General features: G+C 67.0%; 21 protein-coding genes and 1 rRNA gene. 5 read left to right on the forward strand and 17 right to left on the reverse strand.

All coding sequences use genetic code 11. The features are described from left to right. The 8 genes from BLA15945_RS25630 to phnS all read right to left on the reverse strand — a co-directional run. Nucleotides 1-151: ribosomal RNA gene (locus BLA15945_RS25630) — 16S ribosomal RNA — on the reverse strand; the annotation flags it as partial. Nucleotides 152-657: 506 nt separating this feature from the next. Beyond that, nucleotides 658-1209: a phosphonate degradation HD-domain oxygenase gene (locus BLA15945_RS25635; RefSeq protein ID WP_059238889.1), complete on the reverse strand. Its 552-nt coding sequence runs from the start codon at nt 1207-1209 to the stop codon at nt 658-660. A gap of 4 nt (nt 1210-1213) precedes the next feature. Continuing rightward, nucleotides 1214-2668, reverse strand: coding sequence for a phosphonoacetaldehyde dehydrogenase (phnY, locus tag BLA15945_RS25640; RefSeq protein WP_174993689.1), 1455 nt, complete (start codon nt 2666-2668; stop codon nt 1214-1216). Next, entirely contained in the window at nt 2665-3972 is a 1308-nt protein-coding gene (phnA, locus tag BLA15945_RS25645) for a phosphonoacetate hydrolase (protein ID WP_174993690.1), read from the reverse strand. Before phnA ends, phnY begins: the two co-directional genes overlap by 4 nt. After that, on the reverse strand, nt 3969-4829 hold the full coding sequence (gene phnV, locus BLA15945_RS25650; protein ID WP_174993691.1) for a 2-aminoethylphosphonate ABC transport system, membrane component PhnV: 861 nt from the start codon (nt 4827-4829) through the stop codon (nt 3969-3971). The genes phnA and phnV overlap by 4 nt, the downstream gene beginning before the upstream one ends. Next, nucleotides 4819-5739 (reverse strand): 2-aminoethylphosphonate ABC transporter permease subunit, encoded by a 921-nt coding sequence (phnU, locus tag BLA15945_RS25655; protein WP_174993692.1) that lies wholly within the window; start codon nt 5737-5739, stop codon nt 4819-4821. The genes phnV and phnU overlap by 11 nt, the downstream gene beginning before the upstream one ends. Next, on the reverse strand, nt 5717-6820 hold the full coding sequence (gene phnT / locus BLA15945_RS25660) for a 2-aminoethylphosphonate ABC transport system ATP-binding subunit PhnT (protein ID WP_059238877.1): 1104 nt from the start codon (nt 6818-6820) through the stop codon (nt 5717-5719). The genes phnU and phnT overlap by 23 nt, the downstream gene beginning before the upstream one ends. A gap of 34 nt (nt 6821-6854) precedes the next feature. Continuing rightward, the gene (gene phnS / locus BLA15945_RS25665) at nt 6855-7946 is read right to left on the reverse strand and encodes a 2-aminoethylphosphonate ABC transporter substrate-binding protein (RefSeq protein WP_059238875.1); all 1092 of its coding nucleotides are present in this window, start codon (nt 7944-7946) and stop codon (nt 6855-6857) included. Between the two features lie 257 nt (nt 7947-8203). On the opposite strand from phnS, the gene BLA15945_RS25670 reads away from it, so the two are divergent. Continuing rightward, nucleotides 8204-9313, forward strand: a complete 1110-nt coding sequence (locus tag BLA15945_RS25670) for a 2-aminoethylphosphonate--pyruvate transaminase (RefSeq protein WP_174993693.1) — start codon at nt 8204-8206, stop codon at nt 9311-9313. A gap of 102 nt (nt 9314-9415) precedes the next feature. On the opposite strand, the gene BLA15945_RS25675 is transcribed toward BLA15945_RS25670, so the two are convergent. From BLA15945_RS25675 to aroQ, 3 genes are read right to left on the reverse strand one after another with little or no spacing between them, the layout of a single operon-like run. Further along, nucleotides 9416-10768 carry an MFS transporter gene (locus BLA15945_RS25675; protein ID WP_059238871.1) on the reverse strand — a complete coding sequence of 451 codons (1353 nt, stop codon included), beginning with the start codon at nt 10766-10768 and terminating at the stop codon, nt 9416-9418. Between the two features lie 32 nt (nt 10769-10800). After that, nucleotides 10801-11655: a shikimate dehydrogenase gene (locus BLA15945_RS25680; protein WP_174993694.1), complete on the reverse strand. Its 855-nt coding sequence runs from the start codon at nt 11653-11655 to the stop codon at nt 10801-10803. After that, nucleotides 11652-12107, reverse strand: a complete 456-nt coding sequence (gene aroQ, locus BLA15945_RS25685) for a type II 3-dehydroquinate dehydratase (protein ID WP_174993695.1) — start codon at nt 12105-12107, stop codon at nt 11652-11654. The genes BLA15945_RS25680 and aroQ overlap by 4 nt, the downstream gene beginning before the upstream one ends. A 255-nt stretch (nt 12108-12362) precedes the next feature. Between aroQ and BLA15945_RS25690 the strand changes: the two genes are divergently transcribed. Both BLA15945_RS25690 and BLA15945_RS25695 read left to right on the forward strand, forming a co-directional pair. After that, the gene (locus tag BLA15945_RS25690; protein WP_174993696.1) at nt 12363-14255 is read left to right on the forward strand and encodes a bifunctional sugar phosphate isomerase/epimerase/4-hydroxyphenylpyruvate dioxygenase family protein; all 1893 of its coding nucleotides are present in this window, start codon (nt 12363-12365) and stop codon (nt 14253-14255) included. A 289-nt stretch (nt 14256-14544) separates the two neighbouring features. Continuing rightward, nucleotides 14545-14808, forward strand: coding sequence for a hypothetical protein (locus tag BLA15945_RS25695; RefSeq protein WP_006489463.1), 264 nt, complete (start codon nt 14545-14547; stop codon nt 14806-14808). Nucleotides 14809-14895: 87 nt separating this feature from the next. On the opposite strand, the gene BLA15945_RS25700 is transcribed toward BLA15945_RS25695, so the two are convergent. Then, entirely contained in the window at nt 14896-15690 is a 795-nt protein-coding gene (locus BLA15945_RS25700; protein ID WP_059238864.1) for an AraC family transcriptional regulator, read from the reverse strand. A gap of 627 nt (nt 15691-16317) precedes the next feature. Here BLA15945_RS25700 and BLA15945_RS25705 point away from each other — a divergent pair. Continuing rightward, a complete protein-coding gene (locus BLA15945_RS25705) occupies nt 16318-17454 on the forward strand; it encodes a branched-chain amino acid ABC transporter substrate-binding protein (protein WP_059240898.1) in 1137 nt (378 codons plus the stop codon). A 323-nt stretch (nt 17455-17777) separates the two neighbouring features. Continuing rightward, nucleotides 17778-19088: an MFS transporter gene (locus BLA15945_RS25710; RefSeq protein WP_174993697.1), complete on the forward strand. Its 1311-nt coding sequence runs from the start codon at nt 17778-17780 to the stop codon at nt 19086-19088. Nucleotides 19089-19195: 107 nt separating this feature from the next. Here the strand turns inward: BLA15945_RS25710 and BLA15945_RS25715 are convergent, their stop codons facing one another. From BLA15945_RS25715 to BLA15945_RS25735, 5 genes are all read right to left on the reverse strand, one after another. Beyond that, a complete protein-coding gene (locus BLA15945_RS25715) occupies nt 19196-19633 on the reverse strand; it encodes a DoxX family protein (RefSeq protein WP_059238860.1) in 438 nt (145 codons plus the stop codon). A gap of 205 nt (nt 19634-19838) precedes the next feature. Next, the gene (locus BLA15945_RS25720; RefSeq protein WP_021159305.1) at nt 19839-20294 is read right to left on the reverse strand and encodes an RbsD/FucU family protein; all 456 of its coding nucleotides are present in this window, start codon (nt 20292-20294) and stop codon (nt 19839-19841) included. Between the two features lie 79 nt (nt 20295-20373). Then, entirely contained in the window at nt 20374-20766 is a 393-nt protein-coding gene (locus BLA15945_RS25725) for a nuclear transport factor 2 family protein (RefSeq protein ID WP_174993698.1), read from the reverse strand. 131 nt (nt 20767-20897) lie between these two features. Continuing rightward, nucleotides 20898-22388: an aminotransferase class IV gene (locus BLA15945_RS25730; protein ID WP_174993699.1), complete on the reverse strand. Its 1491-nt coding sequence runs from the start codon at nt 22386-22388 to the stop codon at nt 20898-20900. Then, on the reverse strand, nt 22385-23515 hold the full coding sequence (locus BLA15945_RS25735; protein ID WP_059238857.1) for a branched-chain amino acid ABC transporter substrate-binding protein: 1131 nt from the start codon (nt 23513-23515) through the stop codon (nt 22385-22387). The genes BLA15945_RS25730 and BLA15945_RS25735 overlap by 4 nt, the downstream gene beginning before the upstream one ends. Between the last annotated feature and the right edge of the window lie 119 nt (nt 23516-23634).

Raw genomic sequence — 23634 nt, forward strand, 5'->3', positions numbered from 1 at the left:
GGGCTATCCCCCACTACAGGACATGTTCCGATGTATTACTCACCCGTTCGCCACTCGCCACCAGGTGCAAGCACCCGTGCTGCCGTTCGACTTGCATGTGTAAGGCATGCCGCCAGCGTTCAATCTGAGCCAGGATCAAACTCTTCAGTTTAAACCTGTTACTGTTTTCGGTTCGGTTAAGAACCGGTCGCTCACTCAAAGCTGACAGGAATATGAATCACTTCATAAACCTGACTTACTTTAGTGTGAGACTCTTGATACTTTCGCTATCTGATCCGAGGATCAGCTCGCTTCCATCAAGCGCCCACACTTATCGGCTGTTAATTTTTAAAGAGCATTCTGCGAGGAACTTCGCGTTTCTCAGCAGCGCTGCGTTTTCAGCAGCAGAGAAGCGAGATTATGAACCGTGTTTCGCAGCTCGTCAACAACTTTTTTACTACATCGTTGCGACTGCCGGGCTCAACTTCCTGTACCGCCGAGGCCGCTACCACCGGACCTCAACAGCACCGCTTCCCTTCCCTCCCGCGCTGCGTTTCCGTTAGCGCGAAAGAGGCGTGATTCTATGCAGCTCCCGACAATCGCGCAAGGGGTTTCGCAAAAAATATAAGGCCCCGCACGCTGCCGCGTGCGGGGCCTTATATAGAGGCGGCCAAACCGTCAGTCCGTGCGCACCTGGCGCGCGACGATCTCCATATAGTGATCGAGATCCGGCGTCACTTTTCCTTCCTCTTTCGCCGTGTCGTCCCAGCGGCGCAGACGCAGCGCGTCCTCCGCGAACGGGCGCTGCAGGAATGCCGTCGTTTCCTCTTCGCTGAAGATGCCGCCCTGCAGCGCGAGACTGCGCACCGAGTCCGGCGACAGGCTCTCGAAGTAGCCGGCGTCCGTGCGGCACAGGCAGCGCTTCGCATCGACGTGCAGCCGGATCGGCTCCAGCACCGCGTCGGAAAACAGCGGCCGCAGAAACGGCAGCACGTAATACTGATGCAGATCGTCGATCCCGCGCGCACTCGGCGTCTCGCCCTGGCGATTCAGCAGATGGCCGAGGTCGTGCAGGAATGCCGCCGCGACCAATGCTTCGCCGGCGCCCGCCTCTTCCGCCAGCAAGGCGCTCTGCAACGCATGCTCGAGCTGCGTGACCGGCTCTCCGCTATAGGCCACATGGCCATGCTCCCGGTACAGCCCGTGGATCTCTTCCACCGTCAATGCCATTCGTTTACTCCCAAGGCAGCGAAAACGTCTTCAGGTTCGTGAAGCTCTTCATCGCCTCCTGAACGCCTTCCTTGTAACCGAGCCCGGAATCCTTGATCCCGCCGAACGGCGACAGCTCGATCCGGTATCCGGGCACTTCCCATACATTCACCGTGCCGACGTTCAGTTCGTTCACGAACCGCACGACCGCCGACGTGCTGTCGGTACACACCCCCGACGACAGCCCGAACGCCGTCCCGTTGCTGATCCGGATCGCATCGTCGATCGTATCGAACGTCATCACCGGCGACACCGGCCCGAAGGTCTCCTCGCGCACGATCGTCATCGACGGATCGACGTTGTCGAGCACGGTCGGCGAATACAACGCGCCGCGCCGCACGTTGCCGGTCAGCAGGCGCGCGCCCTGTGCGACCGCCTCGTCCACGCGCGCCTCGAACAGCCGCGCCGCCGCCTCGTCGATCACCGTGCCCATTTCATTGGCGGGATCGAACGGATCGCCGTAGTTCCATGCGCGCGTCTTCTCGACCAGCAATTCGGTGAATGCGGGTGCGATCGAACGCTGCACCAGCATCCGCTTGACGGCCGTACAGCGCTGGCCCGAATTCCGGTACGAGCCGAGCACCGCCAGCGACGCCGCACGTTCGAGATCGGCGTCATCGAGCACGATCAGCGGATCGTTGCCGCCCAGTTCCAGCACGATGCGCCGGTAGCCGGCCCGCGCGGCAATCGCCTTGCCGATCGCGACGCCGCCCGTAAAGGTGATCAGCGACGCATGCGGATGCGTGACGAGTTCGTCCGCGATCTCCGCCGGGTCGCCCGTCAGCACCTGCAGCATCGGCTCCGGCAATCCTGCTTCATACAGCAGGTCGGCCAGATAGAACGCCGACAACGGCACCTTCTCCGACGGCTTCACGATCACGCGGTTGTTGGTCGCGATCGCCGGCGCGATCTTGTGCGCCACCTGGTTCATCGGATGATTGAACGGCGTGATGGCGACGATCACGCCATCGAGCGGCTGCCGCTGCGAAAACACGCGCCGCGCCTTGCCGTGAGGCGTCAGGTCGCACGAGAAACTTTGCGAATCGTCGCGTAATGCCTCGACTGCCGCGAACTTCAGCACGTCGGCGACACGGCCGATCTCGTAGCGGGAATCCTGCTTCGACAGCCCCGATTCGAGCGTGATCAGGTCGGACGCTTCCTCGGTGCGCTCGCGCAGCAGCGCAGCCGCACGTTCGAGGATCTGTGAGCGCTCGTAGCGGGTGAGCTTCGGCCGGTAGGCCATCGCGTAATCGAACGCCGCGCGCACGTCGTCGACGCTCGCGAGCGGCGCGGTCCCGACACGCGTGCCCGTGTACGGGTCGGTGACGTCGAGCGTGCGTTCGCGCGTCGCGCGCGTGCCGCACCAGCGCAGCGCTTCTGCGCGAAAGGACGGATGGTCTTGCCGGGGATGCGCCATCATGTCGTGACCCGGTTCAGCACGAAATCGAACACGTCGAAGTTGCGCGGGCGACGCGCGGGATCGTCCCGCTCGATACGCCGGTTGAACAGCAGCGGCACTTCCTGCTCCGACACGCCGCCGTGCGAACGCAGCGGCACCGTGAGGCCTGACAGATCGTGTTCGCGCTCGCGCGTGCCGAGCGTCATGTCGCGGCGGCCGATCACGACGAGATCGCCGATCCGGTCGGCCGGCAACTCGAAACGGGCAGCGGCTTCCGCGTTGTCGAGCACGAGCTCGACGCCGTCGAGGCCGCCGACGCGCCACATCGCCTCGGCCCGGTCGACGCCCGGCGCCAGGTAGATGGTCGCAAACGAGCCGAGCGCGCCGTGATGCACGACGTACGGATCGGTGATCGGCAGGATCACGCGCGCAGCCTGCGCGCCGTACCAGCCGTCGAAGGCGTCCTGCAGATAGATCACGTTCGGGCGCCCCGTCGCCGGGTCGTGCTTCGCGTTCATCCCGTGATCGGCGGTCAGGCCGATCGCCCAGCCGAGCGCGTCGAGCTGCGCGAGGTAACCGTCCATCATCGCGTAGAACGCGTTCGCGCCCGCACTGCCCGGCTCGCACTTGTGCTGCACGTAGTCGGTAGTCGACAGGTACATCAGGTCGACTTGCCGGGTCTGCGCGAGCCGCACGCCGGCTGCGAACACGAATTCCGACAACGCTGCGCTGTAGACGTCCGGCGACGGCAGGCCGACCCAGTCGAGCACGTCGACGATCCCGTTTTCCGCGAGATTCGCCTGCGCCGCCTTCTCCGCGGAGAAGCAGATGCCGTGCATCTGCCAGCCGAGCAGCCGGCGCAGCTTGTCCTTCGCGGTCACGACGGCCACCCGCGCACCGGCGTCGGACGCCGCCGCGAGCAGCGTGCCGGCACGCAGGTAGGCCGGGTCGTTCATCATCACTTCGGCACCGCGCCCGCCGTCGGCGGCCGGATCCCAGAAATAGTTGCCGCAGATCCCGTGGACCGACGGCGGCACGCCGCAGACGATCGACAGGTTGTTCGGGTTGGTGAAGGTCGGTACGACGCAATCGCCGCGCCACGCCGTGCCTTCCGCGATCATCCTGCCGATGAACGGCGCGACGCCCGCTTCCACCGCCCGTTCGAGATAGTCGTACTCGCAGCCGTCGACGCAGACGACGACGGTCGGCTCGACCGGCAGCCGGTAGCGTCGGCCGTTGACGTCGACCGAGCGACCCGCGAGCCCGGTCGACGCGCCGGCGGGTGCCGCGTCACCGGGATGGCGCAATGCGAACGCGGCGTTCATGATGCCGCCCGCTTGCCGCGCGGCACGCGCGCCGCGATCAGCAGCAGCGCCGCGAGCGACGCGCCGAGCATCAGCAGCGACAGCGCCGATGCCGGAAGGTAATAGCCGCGCTCCACCTGGCCGATCACGACGATCGGCACGGTCGCGAAGCCCGGCGGATAGACCGTCAGCGTCGCACCGAGCTCGCCGAGCGACAGCGCGAAGCCGAGCGCGAGGCTCGCGCGCAACGCCGGCACGAGTTGCGGCAGCAGCACGCGGCGCAGCACCATCGCGGGCGGCGCACCGAGGCTCGCCGCGGCTTCGCGCAGCACGGTCAGTTCCGGACGCAGCGCGGCGGCCGCGCAGCGATAGCAGAACGGCAGAATCAGCGCGAGTTGCACGAACACGACGATCGCCGCCGAACTCGACAGGTCGAACGGCTTCTGGTGATACGCGATCAGCACCGCGAGCCCGAGCACGACGCTCGGCACGCCGTTCGGCACCATCACGAGCGCGTCGACCACCGCGCCGAGGCCGCGACGGTCGCGCCCTTCGAGCGCCAGTGCGAGCCACAGCCCGAGGACCGTGCCGATCGCCGACACGCCGAAGCCGATTTCGAGGCTCGTCAGCAGCGCGTCGTATTCCGGCGACCCGAGCCGCTCGAACCAGCGCAGGCTGTAGCCGGCCGGCAAAATCGTGCCCGACCATTGCGTCGACACGCTCGACAGCGCGACGACGACGACCGGCAGCACGAACAACCAGAAGCACGCGAATGCGGCCAGCGCGAGCGCGGCGCGCGACGCATGCTTGAGCAGCGCGTCGCTCCAGCCGATCTGGTGGCGCGGCACGGCTTGCCCGATACGAAATTCAGCGGACATCGTTCCCTCCCGTCGCACGCCGGTTCACCCGGCGATAAACCGCATACAGCGCCAGCGACAACGCCAGCATCACGACCGCGCCGGCCGACGCGGTCGGCAGGTCGAGATCGACGGTCGCGCTGCTGTAGATCGCGACCGGCAGCGTGACGAGCCGCGCGCTGCCGAGCACCAGCAGAATCCCGAACTCGTTCAGCGTCAGCAGGAAGCACAGCACGGTGCCGGCGGCGATGCCCGGCCACGCGATCGGCAGCACGACGCGACGCGCGAGCATCCAGCCGGGCGCGCCGAGGCTGCGCGCGGCTTCGATCAGACGCAGGTCGAGCGTCGCGAACGATGCAAGCGTCGGCCGCACGACGAACGGCGTATAGAACACGGTCTGCGCGAGAATCACGCCGCCGATGCCGAACAGGAAATCGAGCGGCGGATTCTCCAGATGGAACAGGTGCTGCAGCGCAATGCTGATCGACCCTTGCGAGCCGTACAGGAAGATCAGCGTGAACGCGACGAGGAACGACGGGAACGCGACGTAGAGTTCCAGGAAGCGCGTGACGAGCGATGCGCCCGGGAACGGCTTGAAGAACAGCAGCGCGGCCAGCAGCACGCCGAGCACCGATGCGGTGCCGGCGCTCGCGAACAGCACGCCGAGCGTCGTCATCAGCACGCTGCGCGTGTCGGGGTTGCCGAAGAAGGTCCGGTACGCGGCGAAACTCAACCCGTGATCGCCCGACACGCTCAGCAGCACGAGCCGCACCAGCGGATAGACGACGAGCGGGCCGAGCACGACGATCGCGAGCGCGGCCAGGTGCAGGTCGCCCCTGCGCTTGCGGCGCCGTGCGGCGGCGGCGTGCGCGGCGGCCGACGCGAGCACGTGCGGCGGCAGGCCGGCTTCAGGGCTCGATAAGGACGACATCGTCTGCCTCGCATTGCAGGGACACGCGCGCACCGCGCTCGGGGGCCGCGCCGCGGCCGCGTTGCATCGTGACGCGCACGGGCTCGCCGGGCGCCGCGTCGATCACGACCGCGATCGACAGGTCCGCGCCCTGCCATTCGACGGATGCCACCGTACCGTGCAGGCCACCGGCCGATGGCGGCATCACGGTCAGGCGCTCGGGGCGCACGCATGCGACCTTGTCGCGTACGTCGTGGCGCGGATCGCCGACCGGGAAGATCACGTGCGGCGGCAGCAGGTTCGCCGGGCCGAGATAGCGTGCGACGTAGCCGTCCCGCGGCGCGTCGTACAACTGCTGCGGCGTGCCGAGCTGCGCGATGTGGCCGTCGCGCATCAGCAGCGCGCGGTCGGACAGCACGAGCGCGTCGTCGCGGTCGTGCGTCACACAGACGACGGTCAGGTTCGGCAGGCGCTCGTGCAGCGCCTTCAGTTCGCTGCGCACCGATGCGCGCAGGTTGGCGTCGAGCGCCGACAGCGGCTCGTCGAGCAGCAGCACGTCCGGCTCGATCACGAGCGCGCGTGCCAGCGCGACGCGCTGCTGCATCCCGCCAGACAGCTGCGCGGGCAGATGATGGCCCGCATCGCCGAGCTGCACGAGCTTCAGCGCGTCGGCGACGCGGCGCGTCACTTCCGACGACGCCATGCCGCGTGCGCGCAGCCCGAATGCGACGTTCTCGAACACCGACAGGTGCGGGAACAGCGCGTAATTCTGGAACAGCAGACCAAGATTGCGCTTGTGCGGCGGCGCATAGGTCAGGTCGCGCCCGGCAACGGTCAGCGTGCCGGTCAGGCCATCGGCCTTCACGAACCCGGCGATGAAGCGCAGCAGCGTGGTCTTGCCGCAGCCGCTCTTGCCGAGCACGGTCAGAAATTCACCGGCACCGATCGACAGCGACAGATCTTCCAGCACCGTGCGTGCGCCGTAGCGCACGCTCAGGTGTTCGATCTGCACGCCGCCCGGCGCGCCGGACCGCAGCGTCGCGTGCGGTTCGGCGGCGCCGAATGCGCCGGGATGGGTCAGGGTGGTTTCCACCGGGTTCATCCTCTCGCTCACTAATACAGGCGGCGTGTGCCGATCACTTCGGCTTGACGACGTCGAGCTGCTTGCCCGAGCTGCCGATCACGTCCTTCTTCCAGCGCTCGATCCACACCGGCTTCTTCGCCATCACCTGGGTCCAGTCGACCGGGATCAGCTTCACGCCCGCGATCGCCTTCTTGACCGCTTCGCCGTTCTTGCCGGCCAGCGGCACGTCCGTGCGGCCCGGGATGCCGTACATGTCCGGCACCTTCGCCTGCACTTCCGTCGACATCAGGTAGTCGATCAGCTTCTTGCCCACGTCCTGGTTCGGGCCGCTCTTGATCAGGCCGATGCCGTACGGGAGCTGGAACGTGGTCGGCTGGTCGCCGTCCTTCGCGGCCAGGAAGATCGGCTTGACGGACAGCGCGCCGTGCTCGGCGTCGTCGAGGTCCATCTGCAGGTCGCCGTTCGCGACGCTGATCTCGTTACGCGACAGCAGCACGTTCAGGTAGCCCGTGCCCTTCGTGTGGAATTTCACGCTCTGCGACAGCTTCGCGAGGTAGTCGAATGCCTTGTCCTCGCCCATCAGCGACGTCGTCAGGATCAGCACGGCCATCCCGTCGCCGGCCGTGGCCGGGTTCGAGTAAGCGACCTTGCCCGCATAGGTCGGCGACAGCAGGTCGGCGAACGTCTTCGGCTGGTTCTTCACGACGTCCGGGTTGATCGCGAACGAGAAGTAGTTGTTCACGAACGTCGCCCACGTGCCGTCCTCGGCCTTCGCGATGGCCGGCACGTTCTTGTAGTTCACGCTCTGGTACGGCTGCAGCAGGCCCATCTGGCCGGCTTGCTGGATGAACGGCGGCAGCGTGACGATCACGTCGGCCTTCGGCGAATTCTTCTCGATGTTCGCGCGGTTCACGACCTCGCCGCTACCTGCCGTCACGATGTTGACCTTGACGCCTTCCTTCTTCTCGAAGGCCGGCAGCACATCGCGATAGAGGTTCTCGAGACCGTCCGCCGTGTACAGCACGACCGCGTTTGCCGCATGCGCCGGCATCGCGGCACCTTGCAGCAGACCGGCGGCGCAGGCGGCCAGCGCGAGCTTGCGGAACGCGCCGGCAGCGGCGCGCGAGGGTTTCTGCAGTGTCATCTGACTTCTCCGTAGGCGGAACACCAAACGGCCGGGGCACGATCCGGCTCTCTGTTATCTCCGGGCAGGCCGAACGACGGCCCGCCGCGCTACCGCGCTGCGGTTGGTTTCGCGCGGCAACCGAAGGATCACAGCGTTCGATGACAAACCCGTGACGAATGCCACAATTTCCAAAAAATGACACATTTTGCCAATATCATGCAAGTCATTCAGAAATGCCGCCCGGCGTTTCGTTCGACCTCTGCTGGAGAAAAACCATGCCCGACCCGATTCTGCTCACGCCCGGCCCGCTCACCACGTCCGCCACAACCCGCCACGCAATGCAACATGACTGGGGTTCGTGGGACGCCGCTTTCAATCAACTGACGGCCAGCGTCTGCGCCGACCTCGTCACGATCGCGAAAGGGGGCGACGAGTACGTGTGCGTGCCGATGCAGGGCAGCGGCACGTTCTCGGTCGAAGCCGCGCTCGGTACGCTGGTGCCGCGCGACGGCGTCGTGCTCGTACCCGACAACGGCGCGTATTGCGCACGCATCCTGAAGATCCTCGGCCGGCTCGGCATCGACGCGATCGCGCTGCCGTTCGGCGAGGACGCGGCCGTCGACGCGGCGGCGGTCGAGGCCGCGTTCGCGCGCGAGCCGCGCATCACGCACGTCGCGCTCGTGCATCTGGAAACGAGCGCCGGGATCCTGAATCCGCTCGATGCGATCGCGGCCGCGTGCCGGCGCCACGGCAAGCGGCTGATCGTCGACGCGATGAGTTCGTTCGGCGCGTTGCCGATCGCGCTCGCGGACAGCGGCATCGATGCGCTGGTCTCGGCGAGCGGCAAATGCCTCGAAGGCGTGCCGGGGATGGGGTTCGCGATCGTGCGGCGCGATGCGCTCGACGCATGCGAAGGCAACTCGCCGTCGCTCGCGCTCGATCTTCACGACCAGTACGCGTACCTGCGCAAGACGGGCCAGTGGCGCTTCACGCCGCCGACGCACGTGATCGCCGCGCTGCGCGCCGCGCTCGACCAGTACCTCGCCGAAGGCGGCCAGCCGGCGCGCGGCGCGCGCTACGCGGACAACTGCCGGACGCTGGTCGAATCGATGCGTGCGCTCGGCTTCGTGCCGTTCCTCGACACGAGCGTGCAGGCGCCGGTGATCGTCACGTTCCATGCGCCCGACCATCCGGCCTACGATTTCCGCCGCTTCTACGACGCGGTGCGCGATGCCGGCTTCATCCTGTATCCGGGCAAGCTCACGCAGCTCGAGACGTTCCGCGTCGGCTGCATCGGCGCAATCGATTCGGGCGATATCCGGCGCGCGGTCGCGGCGATCGCGCAGGCGGTCGAATCGCTCGGCATCGCCGTGCAACGCGCGTAAGCGCAATGCGCCGGCCGGCATGCCAGCCGGCGCCGCAAACAAAAAGGCCCGGCAGCCGGTTGGCCGCCGGGCTAACGCACTGGATGTGCGTGGAGCCGGTGCTTACAGTTCGATCCGCTTGATGTCGCCGACGACGAAGATGTACGACAGCGCACCGACCAGCGCGATCACGCCGATGAACACGAGCGCGCCGACGAACGAGCCGGTCGACGCGACGATGAAGCCGACGACCAGCGGCGTGACGATGCCCGCGAGGTTCGCCGCGAAGTTGAAGATGCCGCCCGTCACGCCGAGCAGGCCGTCCGGCGCGATGTCCGACACGAGCGTCCAGCCGAGCGCGGCCATGCCCTGCGCGAAGAACGCAACCGACATGATCGCGATCACGGCTTCGTTGCTCTTCACGTAGTTCGCGAGAATGATCGTCGACGCGAGCAGCAGGCCCGCGATGATCGGCAGCTTGCGCGCGAGGTTCGCGGACTTGCCGCGGCGGAGCAGCCAGTCGGAGAAGATCCCGCCGAACATCACGCCGACCGACGCGGCGATGAACGGCATCACCGCGAAGAAGCCGATCTTCAGCCAGCCCATGTGGCGCTCGGTTGCGAGGTAGGTCGGGAACCAGGTCAGGAAGAACACGAGCGTCGAGTTGCCGGCGAACTGGCCGAGGCAGATGCCCGCGAGCTGGCGCTTCTTCAGCAGTTTGCCGGCCATCGCCCAGCTGAACGACTTCTGCTCGCCCTTCGCGCCCTTGCCAGCTTTGTCACCGTCCTTGCGCACGCCGTGCACCAGGCCGCCGCCCGCCTCGATATAGGCCAGCTCCTCCGAATTCGCGCCCGGATGATTGCGCGGCTCGTAATAGAACTTCCACCAGACCAGGCCGAACACGATCCCGACCGCACCGACGACCCAGAACAGCGAGCGCCAGCCGAACGCCCCCATCAGCGCGAACAGCACCGGGCTGAAGAACGCGAGGCCGATGTACTCGCCGACGGTGTAGGTACCCGTCGCCATCGCACGTTCGTTCTGCGGGAACCACGTCGCGACGACGCGGCTGTTGGTCGGGAAGCACGGCGCCTCCGCGACGCCGAGGCCGAGACGGCAGGCGAGCAGCGTTGCGACGCCGGGCACGAAGCCCTGCAGGAACGTGCACAGCGACCACAGCGTCATCGACCAGTAATAGGTGACCTTGCTGCCGAAACGGTCGAGAAAGAGGCCGCCCGGCACCTGCGCGGCCACGTACGTCCACGAAAACGCGGAAAACATGATGCCCATCACGGCCGCGTTGATGCCGAGCTCCTTGGTGAGCTGCGGCGCAGCCACCCCCAGCACCGTACGGTCGAGATAGTTGATCATCGTGCCGATCGCGAGCAACGCGAGAATCTTGTAGCGCGCCGAGGTGCGCCGGACGGTGCCGGACGCCTGCGCCGGCGCGGCGCTCGTATGGGTGGTGTGCTGCATGGTCGTCTCCTGGTCTCTCTTTCTGTAAGGGGTCAGCGCCCGACGAGCGACTGAAAGTGATCGAACATCCGCTCGGCGTCGGGCGTGCGTCCGGTGAAGATCTCGAACGCGTCGACGGCCTGGTAGACGGCCATCCCGCCGCCCGGCAGCGTGGCGCAGCCGGCCGCGCGCGCGGCGTGGATCAGTTCGGTTTCGAGCGGGAAATACACGATGTCGGACACCCACATGCCCGCATGGAGCAGCTCGGCCGGCAGCGGCAGGCCCGGATGCTTGGCCATGCCGGTCGGCGTTGCGTGGATCAGGCCCGTCGCGGCGCGCATCGCGGCCGCGAGATCGCCGCCCGGCACGACCCGTGCCGCGGGGAAACGTTGCTGGAGTTCAGCCGCGAGCGAGGTGGCACGCGTGCCGTCGACATCGAAAATCGTCAGTCCGGCTGCGCCCATCTGCAGCGCCGCATGGGCCACGGCCGCGCCCGCGCCGCCCGCACCGAGCTGGACGACACGCTCGAGCGACGCGTCGGGCAACCCGCGGCGGAACGATTTCGCGAAGCCCGACCAGTCGGTGTTGTGGCCGATCCGCTTGCCGTCCTTGAACAGCACGGTGTTCACCGCGCCGAGCGCGCGCGCGTCGTCCGACAGCGCGTCGAGGTGTTCGATCACGCGCTGCTTGCACGGGTGCGTGATGTTCAGCCCGTTGTAGCCCATCCGCTGCGCGGCATCGAGCAGTTGCGGCAGTGCGTCGACGGTCACGCCGAGCGCATCGAGATCGATGCGCCGGTACACGTAGCCGAAGCCCTGGCGGAAGCCTTCTTCCTCGTGCATCGCGGGCGACAGCGAACCGCCGATGCCCTGGCCGATCAGGCCGATCAGAAACGACGGGCGGCTCATCGTGCGGCTCCCTGCGCGAACAGCGTCGCCAGACGCTGCAGTGCGAACACGTAGCCTTCGGTGCCGCAGCCGCAGATCACGGCTTCGGCGACCGCCGACACATACGAATGGTGGCGAAACGCCTCGCGGCGATGCACGTTCGAGATATGCACTTCGATCACCGGCTTCGCGATCGCGGAAAGCGCGTCGGCCAGCGCGACCGACGTATGCGTATAGGCGGCCGGGTTGATCACGATACCGTCCGTGTCGAGGCGCGCGGCATGCAGCCAGTCGATCAGTTGATGCTCGGCGTTCGACTGGCGGAACTCGATCTCCAGCCCGAGCGCCTCGCCTGCCGTGCAGCAGCGCTGCTCGACGTCGGCTAGCGTTTCCGCGCCGTAGATGTGGGGCTCGCGGGTCCCCAGCAGGTTCAGGTTCGGGCCGTTCAGCACCAGCACCTTGTGCTTGCTCATGGTGATTCTGCTCCTGAAACAGGGGCGGACCAGGACCGGCGCCGCCCCGAAAACATCGGAATTTGGCGCTAGTGTGCGCTCGTGAATGCGGGCTGTCTTTTCGGGTTTTCGCTAATTTGTACCACCTAGTTAGTTTGTACAATACGCACCACTAGCCCAGTAAATTCGGGATATGGCGTGCGCCGGGACTCAATGACTGGTTCATTCAGGGCCGGTTCGATCGACGCCATGCCCCGCTCATCCGCAGGAATCGCCATGCAGCGTTCGATTGCCACCGTGTCACTGTCCGGCACGCTCGCCGAGAAGCTCGCCGCCATCCAGGCAGCGGGCTTCGACGGCGTCGAAATCTTCGAAAACGACCTCGTTTACTTCGACGGATCGCCGGCCGACGTCCGGCGCATGGCCGCCGATCTCGGCCTCGACATCGTGCTGTTCCAGCCGTTTCGCGACTTCGAGGGCGTCAGCGCGGCCCAGCTCGCGCGCAACCTCGACCGGATCAAGCGCAAGTTCGACGTGATGCATGCGCTCGGCACCGACCGCATCCTCGTCTGCAGCAATGTGTCGGCCGACACGATCGCCGACGACGGGCTGCTCGTCGACCAGCTCGGCGCACTCGCCGAAGCGGCGCGGGAGGCCGGCGTGGTCGCCGCGTACGAAGCGCTCGCGTGGGGCCGCGTCGCGAAGCGGTACGGCCATGCATGGACACTCGTGAATGCGGTGAACAGCCCGCACCTCGGCCTCGCGCTCGACAGCTTCCACACGCTGTCGCTCGACGATTCGCCGGATGCGATCGCCGACATCCCCGGCGACCGGATCGCGTTCGTGCAGATCGCCGATGCGCCGAAGCTCGCGATGGACGTGCTCGAATGGAGCCGCCACTACCGCTCGTTCCCGGGCCAGGGCGACTTCGACCTCGCACGGTTCACCGCGCGGGTGATCGAGTCGGGCTATACGGGGCCGCTGTCGCTCGAAATCTTCAACGACGGCTTCCGCGCGGCGCCGACCGCGATCACAGCCGCCGACGGCCATCGCTCGCTGCTCTATCTGGAAGAGTTGACCCGCACGCGGCTCGCGCAGGACGGCCGCGCGCCGGCCGCCGGCCAGCCGCTGTTCGCGCCGCCGGCGCCGCCCGCGCACGTCGGATTCCAGTTCATCGAATTCGCGGTCGACGCCCAGGCGGCGGCGACCGTCGCCGAATGGCTCGGCCGGATGCGCTTCCGGCTCGCCGGCCGGCATCGCTCGAAGGACGTGACGCTGTTCCAGCACGGCGCCGCGTCGATCGTGCTGAACGCCGAGCGCGACTCGTTCGCCGATGCGTTCTTCCAGCAGCACGGGCTGTCGCTGTGCGCGTCGGCATTCCGCGTCGACGACGCGAAGGTGGCGTTCGAACGCGCGGCCGGCTTCGGCTATGCGCCGTTCTCGGGCCGCGTCGGGCCGAACGAGCGCGTGCTGCCGAGCGTGCAGGCGCCGGACGGCAGCCTCGAATATTTCGTCGACGAAGCGCCGAACGCGCCGACGCTGTACGAATCGGACTTCGTGCTGACCGACATCGACGGCCCGAGCGAAGTCGGCCCGCTGACGGGCATCGACCACGTGTGCCTCGCGCTGCCGGCCGATGCGCTCGACACGTGGATCCTGTTCTTCAAGACGGCGTTCGGCTTCGAGGCCGAGCGCAGCTGGCTCGTGCCCGATCCGTACGGGCTGATGCGCAGTCGCGCGGTGCGCAGCGCCGACGGCTCGGTGCGGATCGCGCTGAACGCATCGGTCGACCGCCATACGGCCGTCGCCGAGTCGCTCGACCGCTACCACGGCACGGGGCTGAACCACGTCGCGTTCCGCACGGACGACATCGTGAAGACGGTCGCCGCATTCGCGGCCGACGGCGTGCCGTTCCTGCGCATTCCGCCCAATTACTACGACGATCTCGCCGCGCGCTACGCGCTGCCGGACGACCTGATCGACACGCTGAGCGCGCACCACCTGCTGTACGACCGGGACGAGCACGGCGGCGAATTCCTGCACGCGTATACGGAACTGGTCGACAACCGCTTCTCGCTCGAGATCGTCGAGCGGCGCGGCGCATACGACGGCTACGGCGCGACGAACGCGGCCGTGCGGCTCGCTGCGCAGGCGCAGCGCAGGAAATAAGGGAAGGATGTGAATCGGAGTCGCGGGCCGCGAGCATGGGCGTGATCCGCGGCTGATGCAAAAGGCTGCACCCCGCACGCACCATCGTGGTGAATCACGGCGCCGCGGACCCGCCCGCGCGGCTCGCCGCGATCGGGCCGCAAGCCGCGCCGCGTATGGCGTTACATCCGGTAACCCGTACCGCAGTGCAGCATCCCGTCGCCCGCCACGGTTTTAAGAATCGCTTAAGTCTTCGACGGCACCATCCGCAACCAGTACCCGATGGTTTATCTAGAAAAGGAGGAAAGCGATGAGCGCCGTAGAAGCACCCGCGGGCCGCCCGGCCGCGCCCCCTGCAAAGAAGACGATGCTGCGCCGCCTGCTCAGTCATCATGAAATCGCGACGCTGCTCGTGCTGCTGCATGCACCGATCGGCGCGAACGCCAAACCCGAACTGCCCGCGTTGCAGGAAGCCGGTCTCGTCGAGATGGTCAAGCTCGACCCCGATACGGCCCCGAGCTTCCGGCTGACCGAAGACGGCACCGCCGTCCTGAAAGGGCTCGGCTACCGCTGAGCCGCCGTTTTCACGGCTTCCCCGTATCCCCGCAGCACCCGCAGTACCCCGATCCCTGCGATGCGCCGGCCCGGCCGGCGAATCGCGTTACCCCGCCCGCTCCTGCAGCATCAACCGGTATTCCGTCGGCGTCACGCCGACCGTCGCCTTGAACTGGCGCGTGAACGCGCTGTGATCCGTATAGCCGCATAGCGCCGCGACGTCGGTGACCTTGTCGTGCGTGACGAGCAGCGCGGTGGCCGCGTCGAGCCGCGTCTTCAGCAGCACCTGGCGCGGCGTCAGGTGGAACACCTTGTGGAAGTAGCGCTCGAGCTGCGCGACCGACATCCCGGCCATCTGCGCGAGGTGCTTCAGGTTCAGCGGCTGTACGTAGTGATCCTGGATGTGCTGGACCACGTCGGCGAGCCGGCTGTACGCCGGATGCGATCCCTCGTGCGCCTTCAGGTCGCGCGAGATGCCCGCGAGGCCGACCACCCTGCCCGCGGCGTCGCGCAGCGGCTCCTTGCAGGTCAGGCACCAGCCCGGCTGGCGGCCCGGATACAGGTGCAGCTCGAGCTGGTCCATCAGTTGCTGGCCGGCGTTGATCGTCGCCATGTCCTGCTCGAAATAGCTGCGGCCGAAGCGGCGCGGAAACACTTCGTCGGCCGTCTTGCCGAGCAGGTCGCGCTTGTCCTTGTAGCCGCAGCGCATCGCCAGCGTGCGATTGACGATCGCGTAGCGGCCGCTCGCGTCCTTCACGAAGAACGCGACGTCCGGCAGCGCGTCGAACACGGGTTCAAGCAGGCGGAAATGCGCAAGCATCGCGCCGAGATCGGCGTTGTCGGGCTGGTAGCGCAACGTTTCGGACAGGCTCATGGGCGGTACGGCAAGCAAGGTCGTCATCCCGGCAACCGCGAAGCGAGTGGCAGATGGCGTCGATTATAGAAGCGCCCCTTCGATCGCGTCGCGCCGAGCGCGGGGCAGGCAAGCTGGCGGTGTCGGCCGGGCATGCCGCGCATCCCGATCGACGCCGTCGGCCGACCACACAGGTTGCGCACACAACCACCGCGCAGCGCATGCGCGGCCGGCGGCCGTTCCGCTTTCGCCGCTGCCGGCGCAGCGCTTCGACACAGGCGGCATCATGCACCCGAATCCACCATGCTAAAAATGCGGACGCCCCGCGTCTTGGCGCGATTGCGCATTCGGCGTGACGATTTCGGCATATATCAGGGTTATCGACGATATGCCGATATCGTCGCCGGCTGCGCACCGAACGCGCAAGACGCCCGCATTTTCGCTATCTAGACTTCGCTTCACGGTCACGAGACGACGTCCCGCCGCTGCAGCAATCGGCACGCACGGCCCGCGGCATCTGCCTTCGCGCACGCCGATTCCGGCACAGCGCGGGCAGCACGCGGCGCGCCTGAACGGCCATTGCGTCGGCCGGCCGACCAAACCGTCTCGCCCGGTTTACCGGCGCCGGCCCGCAGGCCGGCGGCGGCCCAACCACGCCATCAAGGGGAAGTGAAAGTGAAGCTGAAGGTATCGCACGTCGCGCTGGCCGCTGCCTGCGCACTGTCGGGCGCGCACGCCATCGCCGCCGACGTCGTCAAGATCGGTTTCGCCGCACCGCTGACCGGCCCGCAGTCGAATTACGGCACGGACATGCAGAAGGGCGTGCAGCTCGCGATCGCCGATTTCAACGCGACGCATCCGACGATCGGCGGCAAGCCCGTCACGTTCCAGCTCGATTCGCAGGACGACCAGGCCGACCCGCGCACCGGCACGACCGTCGCGCAGCGGCTGATCGACGACAACGTCCGCGGGATCATCGGCCACTTCAACTCGGGCACCAGCATTCCGGCCTCCGACCTGTACGACCGCGCCGGGCTGCCGCAGATCTCGATGGCGACGTCGCCGCAATACACGGCGCGCGGCTACAAGACGACCTACCGGCTGCTGACGAGCGACGCACAGGCCGGCCGCATCGTCGGCACGTACGCGGTGAAGACGCTGCGCTTCAAGCGCATCGCGATCATCGACGACCGCACGGCCTATGGCCAGGGCATCGCCGACGAATTCGCGAAAGCGGTGGAAGCGGCGGGCGGCACGATCGTCAAGCGCGACTTCACGAACGACAAGGCGCTCGACTTTTCCGCGATCCTGACCAACCTGAAGGGCGTCAATCCGGACGCAATCTTCTACGGCGGCGGCGACGCGCAATCGTCGCCGATGATCCGCAAGATGCGCCAGCTCGGGATGAAGGCGGCATTCGTGACGGGCGAGATGTCGCGCTCGCCGACGTTCCTGAAGGTCGGCGGCGAAGCGGCCGAGGGCGCGATCGTCTACATGGGCGGGCTGCCGAAGGAAAAGATGCCGGGCTTCTCCGGCTACGCGGCACGCTACAAGGCGCGCTTCAACGAAGACGTGATCACCTACTCGCCTTACTCGTATGACGGCACGATCGCGCTGCTCACCGCGATGAAGGACGCGAACTCGACCGATCCGAAGGTGTACACGCCGTATCTCGGCAAGGTGTCGGTCAAGGGCGTGTCGGCGCCGAGCATCGCGTACGACCCGAAGGGCGACCTGAGGGATGCACCGGTGACGATCTACAAGGTCGAGCACGGCGCGTTCAAGCCGGTCGATACGATCGCCGGCAACTGAACCGGCTGATACGCACACGCTTCTCGCACGGCCCACGGGCGGCTCACCGGCCGCCCGCGCCGCGCACGCTTCGGCTGCCTGGTCCGAAGCCGTCCTCGGCGCGCACTCGCGCGCAGGCATTTCGCGCTCCTGTAGAATCCCCCAACCCGCTTTGACGCTTCGTCTCCGCCGCGCCCCATCCCGGTGCGGCGGCGCGTGTTTCGTGCCTCACCCGGCACGCGGCACGCTTCGACGATGCAAGCCGCGCCTTGTCAGTCCATGCCGATAGCGGGCCCTGGAGACGCAGCACCGACAACAACATTCGAAAACCGATCGTCCTGACCATGCAAGCTTCCGAATTGAGCGGCGTGCCTCGCGCCGCCGAACGCGCGCTCACGCGCAGCGACTACAAGACCCTTGGCCTTGCCGCACTCGGCGGCGCCCTCGAGTTCTACGACTTCATCATCTTCGTGTTCTTCGCGCCGGCGATAGGACAACTCTTCTTCCCGCACGACATTCCCGACTGGCTGCGCCAGCTGCAGACGTTCGGCATCTTCGCGGCCGGCTATCTCGCGCGCCCGCTCGGCGGCGTGATCATGGCGCACTTCGGCGACCTGTTCGGCCGCAAGCGGATGTTCACGCTGAGCGTGCTGATGATGTCGGTACCGACGCTGCTGATGGGCCTGCTGCCGACCTACGACACGATCGGCATCCTCGCGCCGGTGTTGCTGCTGCTGTTCCGCGTGCTGCAGGGCGCGGCGGTCGGCGGCGAAGTGCCGGGCGCGTGGGTGTTCGTGTCCGAGCACGTGCCGTCGCGCCACATCGGCTACGCATGCGGCACGCTGACCGCAGGCCTCACGGCCGGCATCCTGCTCGGCTCGCTCGTCGCGGCCGGCATCAACAGCCGCTACTCGGCCGCCGAAGTCGGCGCGTTCGCGTGGCGCATCCCGTTCCTGCTCGGCGGCGTGTTCGGGCTGTTCTCCGTGTACCTGCGCCGCTGGCTGCACGAAACGCCGGTGTTCGCCGAGATGAAGGCGAAGAAGGCGCTCGCGGCCGAGATTCCGCTGAAGGCCGTGCTGCGCGACCACGGCCGCGCGGTGATCGTGTCGATGCTGCTCACGTGGATGCTGTCGGCCGCGATCGTCGTCGTGATCCTGATGACGCCCGCGCTGCTGCAAAAGCAGTTCCACCTGACGCCCGCGACGACGCTGTTCGCGAACAGCGTCGCGACGCTGTGCCTGACGGCCGGCTGCATCACCGCCGGTTCGCTCGCGGGCATGATCGGCGCGAAGCGCGTGCTCGGCATCGGCGGCATCGGGCTCGCCGCGTGCTACTACCTGCTGTTCGTGCAGGTCGCGGCCGACGCGTCGACGCTGCCGCTCTACTACGGGATCGCGGGCTTCATGGTCGGCACGATCGGCGCGGTGCCGTTCGTGATGGTCAAGAGCTTCCCGGCGGTCGTGCGCTTCTCGGGCATCTCGTTCTCGTACAACGTCGCCTATGCGATCTTCGGCGGCCTCACGCCGGTGATCGTGTCGCTGATGATGAAGTCGAATCCGCTCGCACCGGTCGTGTATGTCGCGGTGATCTGCGTGCTCGGCGCGATCGCCGTGCAGTTCTCGAAAGATGCGAAGGACGTGAAAGACACGCACTGAACGTCGGCGCGCACGCGCCGGCCTCATGAACAAAGGGCCGAATCCCGCGACGTGCGGGATTCGGCCCTTTTGTCTTGCTTCAGCACGACGGCGCGAATCGGCTCAGTTCAACGCAGCACGCCGTACGACGAACTGGGCCGGCGCAGCGCGTCGATGCTCGCGCCGCCGGCCCCGGTGACGAACAGCAGCAGGAAGCCGCCGGCGATCGCCACGTTCTTCCAGAAGTGGATCACCATGTCGTGCTGGACGGCGGCGTTCGTCGCGTCCCAGAAATTGTGCCCGACCATTGCAGTCGCGATCGTGTAGACCGCCATCACCAACGCGAGCGGGCGAACCTTGTAGCCCACGATCAGCAGCAGACCGCCCAGCCCCTCGATCGCGACGACGATCGGCGCAACGACCTGTTGATAGGGCACGTTCATCCCGTGCAGATACGCGACGAAGTCGCTGTAGCCGAGCAGCTTCATGATGCCGCCCCACAGGAACAACGCCGCCAGCGCCAGGCGTGCGAAAAAAATGACGCCGGAATCGACGGAACGCGTCATGCCTCTCTCCTCGTATGCAATTCGGCCGGCCGCACGGGGCGCGCCCGTGAAGCTCGGGCCGCGCAACCCTGCGGGGCCCGCGGCAAATGGGCCAGCATAGAGGGTCTTGCGGCCGTGTCCAAGAAAAAGGTTGTAGCAAATCTTTACACGGCGGCCGCCGCGCGGCCCGCTGGCGGCGGCACGAAAAAGGTGTCGACGCGGACGTTCAGCCCGCGTCGCTCAACAGCACGCCTTTCTTGAAGATGAAGCAGCCGTAGCCGCGCAGCTCGCCGGTGACGATCACCGCGTACGCCTGTTGCGCGCGTTCGTAGAACGCGAAACGGTCGATGCCCGCGAGCGGCACCGCGCGCCCTTCCGCGCGATCGATCTCGGCCTGCACCTCGCGCTGCACGGGCGGCACCGCGGCCGCGTCGCCGACGACTTCCATCCGCCATGCGGGCGTGTCGACGAACGTGTCGAGCGGCAGCACGGACAGCACCGCTCGCACGACGCGCGCCGAATCGGCGCCGTCGATCCGCAGCGCGCGGCCGACCACCGTGTGCTCCGCGACGGATTCCGCCGGGAAATTCGCGTCGCAGATCGCAATTTCGTCACCGTGGCCCATCGCGCGCAGCGTGTGCAGGATGTCGGCGTGCAGCAGCGGGTCGAGATTCTTCAGCATGTCGGCTAGTCTCCGGGATCAGGAACAAACCGCATAACGTTACCCGATCCCGGCCGCTGTTGTGCATGCACCGCTCGCGTCACGACGCCGCGGCCGGCATTTCATCGATGAAACCCGTGACCGACGCGAGGCGGCCCGATGCGTCGACGGTGCCGAAGTCCGAGCCCTTCACGATCGGCGCGCCGTCGGGCGACACGAGTGCCCACGAGAACCGCAAGTACTGGCCGAATGCGTCGACGTCGGTCGTGCGGCGGAAGCGGTATGCCGGGAAGCGCTCCTGCACGGCGGCAATCATCGTGTCGATGCCTGCGTGGCCGTCGCCGGCCATCAGCGGATCGCGATACGCCGCGTCGCTTGCGTAGGTCGCATCGATCAGCGCGCGGCGGCGCGCGGCGTCGGATTCGTTCCATACGTCAAAGTAGCGGTCGATCAGGTCGGCGTGAACGGACGAAGCGGATTGGGCGGTGTTCATGGCGAGGCTCCTTGTGTCGATGAGGGGACGAGGCCGCGAACGTTTCGGGTTCGCGTGCCGCTATCGTCGCCGGGCTCGCGCGGGCGGTCGATTACGTGACAGGTAAGGAAATCGCGCCCGAGCCGCCGCGATCAGCCGGTCGCGCCGTCCACCGCCAGGCTCCACGCCGGATCCTCGTGCTTCGCCCAGTACGCGTCGAACAGCCGGCGCGTCAACGGGCCCGGCCGGCCGTCGCCGATCGCCGCGCCGTTCAGCCGCGTGACGGGCATGATCCCGCCGGCCGTCGATGTGATGAACACTTCGTCCGCGTCGCGCAGTTGCGCGTCGTCGATGCGCGCGGCCTGCGCGTCGATGCCCATCGACGCCGCCAGCTCGAACACGCTTTGCCGCGTGATGCCGTGCAGCACGCCGCGGTCGGGCGTCCGCAGCCGGCCGTCGTGCACGACGAACACGTTGAACCCGGGCCCTTCCGCGATGCTGCCGTCCGTGCATCTCAGCAAGACCGACTCCGCACCCGCGTCATAGCCCTTCAGCAGCCCCGCGACGAGGTCGAGCCAGTGGTAATTCTTGATCTGCGGATCGACCGATTCCGGGGGAATCCGCCGCACGTCGTCGATCAGGTGCAGGTGCAGGCCCTCGCGCAGTTGCCGCTCGTTCGCAACCGAACCGTACGGCACCGCGAACGCGATGAACTGGTTCACGGCGTCGCGCGGGTCGCGACTGAAGGTGGGCGATACCCCGCGCGTACACAGCATCTCGACGTACGCATTGCGCAGGCCCGAGCGGCGCACGCATTCGACGAGGATGTCGCGAAGCGCATCGTCGCTCAGCGACACGTTCAGCCGCAGCCTCGCAAGCGAGCGCCTGAACCGCGCGATGTGCTGGTCGAGCCGGAAGAAGCGGCCGTTCCATACGTGCACGGTGTCGTACGTGACATCGGAATGCAGGAAACCCCAGTCGAGCACCGATACCCGCGCATCGGCGATCGGGATGAAGCGGCCGTTCATGTAGGCGGCGCCCTGCGGAAACGCGGGAGCCTCGACGGACGGAATGCCATGCGGTGCCATGTGCGTCTCCCCGGGAGCGTTCGGCGTGTAGTCGACCTGCGCGGCGAACGACGGAGAATCGGCATCGAACACGCTGCGATGCACGACCGCATTCGGCCCGGCCGCACGATCGAACGACAGCTTGCCGTCGAGATGATCGATTTCGTGCTGCATCAGCTCCGATTCGGCCGGTGACAGTGCGTCGCGCTGATGCGGCTCGCCGTCCAGTGTCGTGTAGCGCACGCTCACCGACGCATGGCGCTCGACGCGCACGAACAGATCCGGAAAGCACATGCAGTCGTCCCACAGCGTCATCCGCGCGTCGCTGCGCCACACGATCTCGGGGTTCACGATCACGTCGGGCCAGCCATCCAGCGCGAGCGCGATCATCCGCTGCCCGATGCCGATCTGCGGCGCGGCCACCGCGCGACCGAAGCCGTGTTCGTCGCGAAACGCACGCAGCGCGGCGCGCAGTGCGCCTGCCGCTTCGCGCACCGCGGGAGCGGCAACGTCGTCGACCGGCCGTGCGACGGCGCGCAACGATGCCGTCCCCACGGGAAGAATTCGCGTATTCATTTGACTACCTCCGACAAAGTCACCTTGTTGCCGCCTTTGAACGTCGAAATCGTTGCCGCCGGATTGCGCAGTTCGCCGTTCGCGTCGAATGCAATCCGGCCGGTCACGCCCTGGAAGTCGACACGATGCAGCGCATCGACGATCTTCGCGGGATCGGTGGACTGCGCGAGCAGGACCGCGTGGTAGACGGCCATCATCGCGTCGTACGCATAGGGCGCGTAAAGCTGCACGGGGGCGCCGTATTTCTGCGTGAAGCGTGCCGCGAAGGCCGGGCCGCCCGGCATCTTCGCAAGGCTCCGGCCGCCGTCCGCGCACACGAGGTTGCCGTCGAGCGCGTCGCCGGCCAGCTTCAGGATCTCGTGCGTGCACAGGCCGTCGCCGCCCAGCAGCGGCGCGGCCATCCGCAACTTCCTCATCTGCCTGAGCATCGGACCGCCCTGCGTATCCATGCCGCCGAAGAAGATCGCATCGGGCGCGTTGCCCTTGAGCAGCGTCAGCGGTGCGCCGAAGTCGAACGCCTTGTCGGTCGTGTATTCGCGCGCAACGACGGTTGCGCCGGAGGTTCCGAGCGCGCCGACGAAGACATCTGCGATGCCTTGCCCGTACGCCGTTCGATCGTCGACGACGCCGATGCGGCGCGCATGCAACTGCCCGACCGCATAGCGGGCGACAGCCTGCCCGAGAAAGTCGTCGTTCGCGAGCAACCGGAACGTGGTGCGATAGCCAAGACGCGTGAACGCCGGATTGGTCGCCGACGGCGTCAGTTCCGCGATGTTCGCCGTCGCGTAGAGCCGCGCGACGGCGATCGACGTCCCCGAATTCTGGTGGCCGATCACGGCGCTGACGTGCGTGTCGACGAAACGCTGCGCAACCGTCGTCGCGACCTTCGGGTCGGCCTGATCGTCCTGCGCGTCGAGCGCGAACGTGACCGGATGCCCGGCGACGCTTGGATGGCCCGCGTTGATTTCGTCGATCGCGAGCCGGATGCCCCGCGCGCTGTCCTCGCCGAAATGTGCCTGGGCGCCCGTGAGCGCGCCGGCAAAACCCACCACGACCGTATCCGCGCCGAACGCGGGAACGGCCAGCACAAGCGGCGCAAGCGCCAGCAGCAGACGTCGGGAACGCATGATGATTTCCTCGCAGCTTCGTCGTTGACGGATGCTACGATTATCGGCAGCCGCTACGAAATCCGATAAACATCACACGGCTCCATGCGTGAATTTGTTTCGTTTTTTCTCCCGAAAGG

It is taken from the genome of Burkholderia arboris (assembly GCF_902499125.1).
Taxonomy (GTDB): domain Bacteria; phylum Pseudomonadota; class Gammaproteobacteria; order Burkholderiales; family Burkholderiaceae; genus Burkholderia; species Burkholderia arboris.

Excerpts from the sequence above, each read along its gene's own strand:
- phnV (WP_174993691.1), bottom strand. The coding sequence starts at position 4,829 with ATGTCCGCTGAATTTCGTATCGGGCAAGCCGTGCCGCGCCACCAGATC.
- BLA15945_RS25670 (WP_174993693.1), top strand. The coding sequence starts at position 8,204 with ATGCCCGACCCGATTCTGCTCACGCCCGGCCCGCTCACCACGTCCGCC.
- BLA15945_RS25675 (WP_059238871.1), bottom strand. The coding sequence starts at position 10,768 with ATGCAGCACACCACCCATACGAGCGCCGCGCCGGCGCAGGCGTCCGGC.
- BLA15945_RS25735 (WP_059238857.1), bottom strand. The coding sequence starts at position 23,515 with ATGCGTTCCCGACGTCTGCTGCTGGCGCTTGCGCCGCTTGTGCTGGCC.
- BLA15945_RS25635 (WP_059238889.1), bottom strand. The coding sequence starts at position 1,209 with ATGGCATTGACGGTGGAAGAGATCCACGGGCTGTACCGGGAGCATGGC.
- BLA15945_RS25680 (WP_174993694.1), bottom strand. The coding sequence starts at position 11,655 with ATGAGCCGCCCGTCGTTTCTGATCGGCCTGATCGGCCAGGGCATCGGC.
- BLA15945_RS25695 (WP_006489463.1), top strand. The coding sequence starts at position 14,545 with ATGAGCGCCGTAGAAGCACCCGCGGGCCGCCCGGCCGCGCCCCCTGCA.
- BLA15945_RS25725 (WP_174993698.1), bottom strand. The coding sequence starts at position 20,766 with ATGAACACCGCCCAATCCGCTTCGTCCGTTCACGCCGACCTGATCGAC.
- phnS (WP_059238875.1), bottom strand. The coding sequence starts at position 7,946 with ATGACACTGCAGAAACCCTCGCGCGCCGCTGCCGGCGCGTTCCGCAAG.
- BLA15945_RS25720 (WP_021159305.1), bottom strand. The coding sequence starts at position 20,294 with ATGCTGAAGAATCTCGACCCGCTGCTGCACGCCGACATCCTGCACACG.
- BLA15945_RS25700 (WP_059238864.1), bottom strand. The coding sequence starts at position 15,690 with ATGACGACCTTGCTTGCCGTACCGCCCATGAGCCTGTCCGAAACGTTG.
- phnY (WP_174993689.1), bottom strand. The coding sequence starts at position 2,668 with ATGATGGCGCATCCCCGGCAAGACCATCCGTCCTTTCGCGCAGAAGCG.
- BLA15945_RS25730 (WP_174993699.1), bottom strand. The coding sequence starts at position 22,388 with ATGAATACGCGAATTCTTCCCGTGGGGACGGCATCGTTGCGCGCCGTC.
- BLA15945_RS25715 (WP_059238860.1), bottom strand. The coding sequence starts at position 19,633 with ATGACGCGTTCCGTCGATTCCGGCGTCATTTTTTTCGCACGCCTGGCG.
- phnT (WP_059238877.1), bottom strand. The coding sequence starts at position 6,820 with ATGAACCCGGTGGAAACCACCCTGACCCATCCCGGCGCATTCGGCGCC.
- phnU (WP_174993692.1), bottom strand. The coding sequence starts at position 5,739 with ATGTCGTCCTTATCGAGCCCTGAAGCCGGCCTGCCGCCGCACGTGCTC.
- phnA (WP_174993690.1), bottom strand. The coding sequence starts at position 3,972 with ATGAACGCCGCGTTCGCATTGCGCCATCCCGGTGACGCGGCACCCGCC.
- aroQ (WP_174993695.1), bottom strand. The coding sequence starts at position 12,107 with ATGAGCAAGCACAAGGTGCTGGTGCTGAACGGCCCGAACCTGAACCTG.
- BLA15945_RS25690 (WP_174993696.1), top strand. The coding sequence starts at position 12,363 with ATGCAGCGTTCGATTGCCACCGTGTCACTGTCCGGCACGCTCGCCGAG.
- BLA15945_RS25710 (WP_174993697.1), top strand. The coding sequence starts at position 17,778 with ATGCAAGCTTCCGAATTGAGCGGCGTGCCTCGCGCCGCCGAACGCGCG.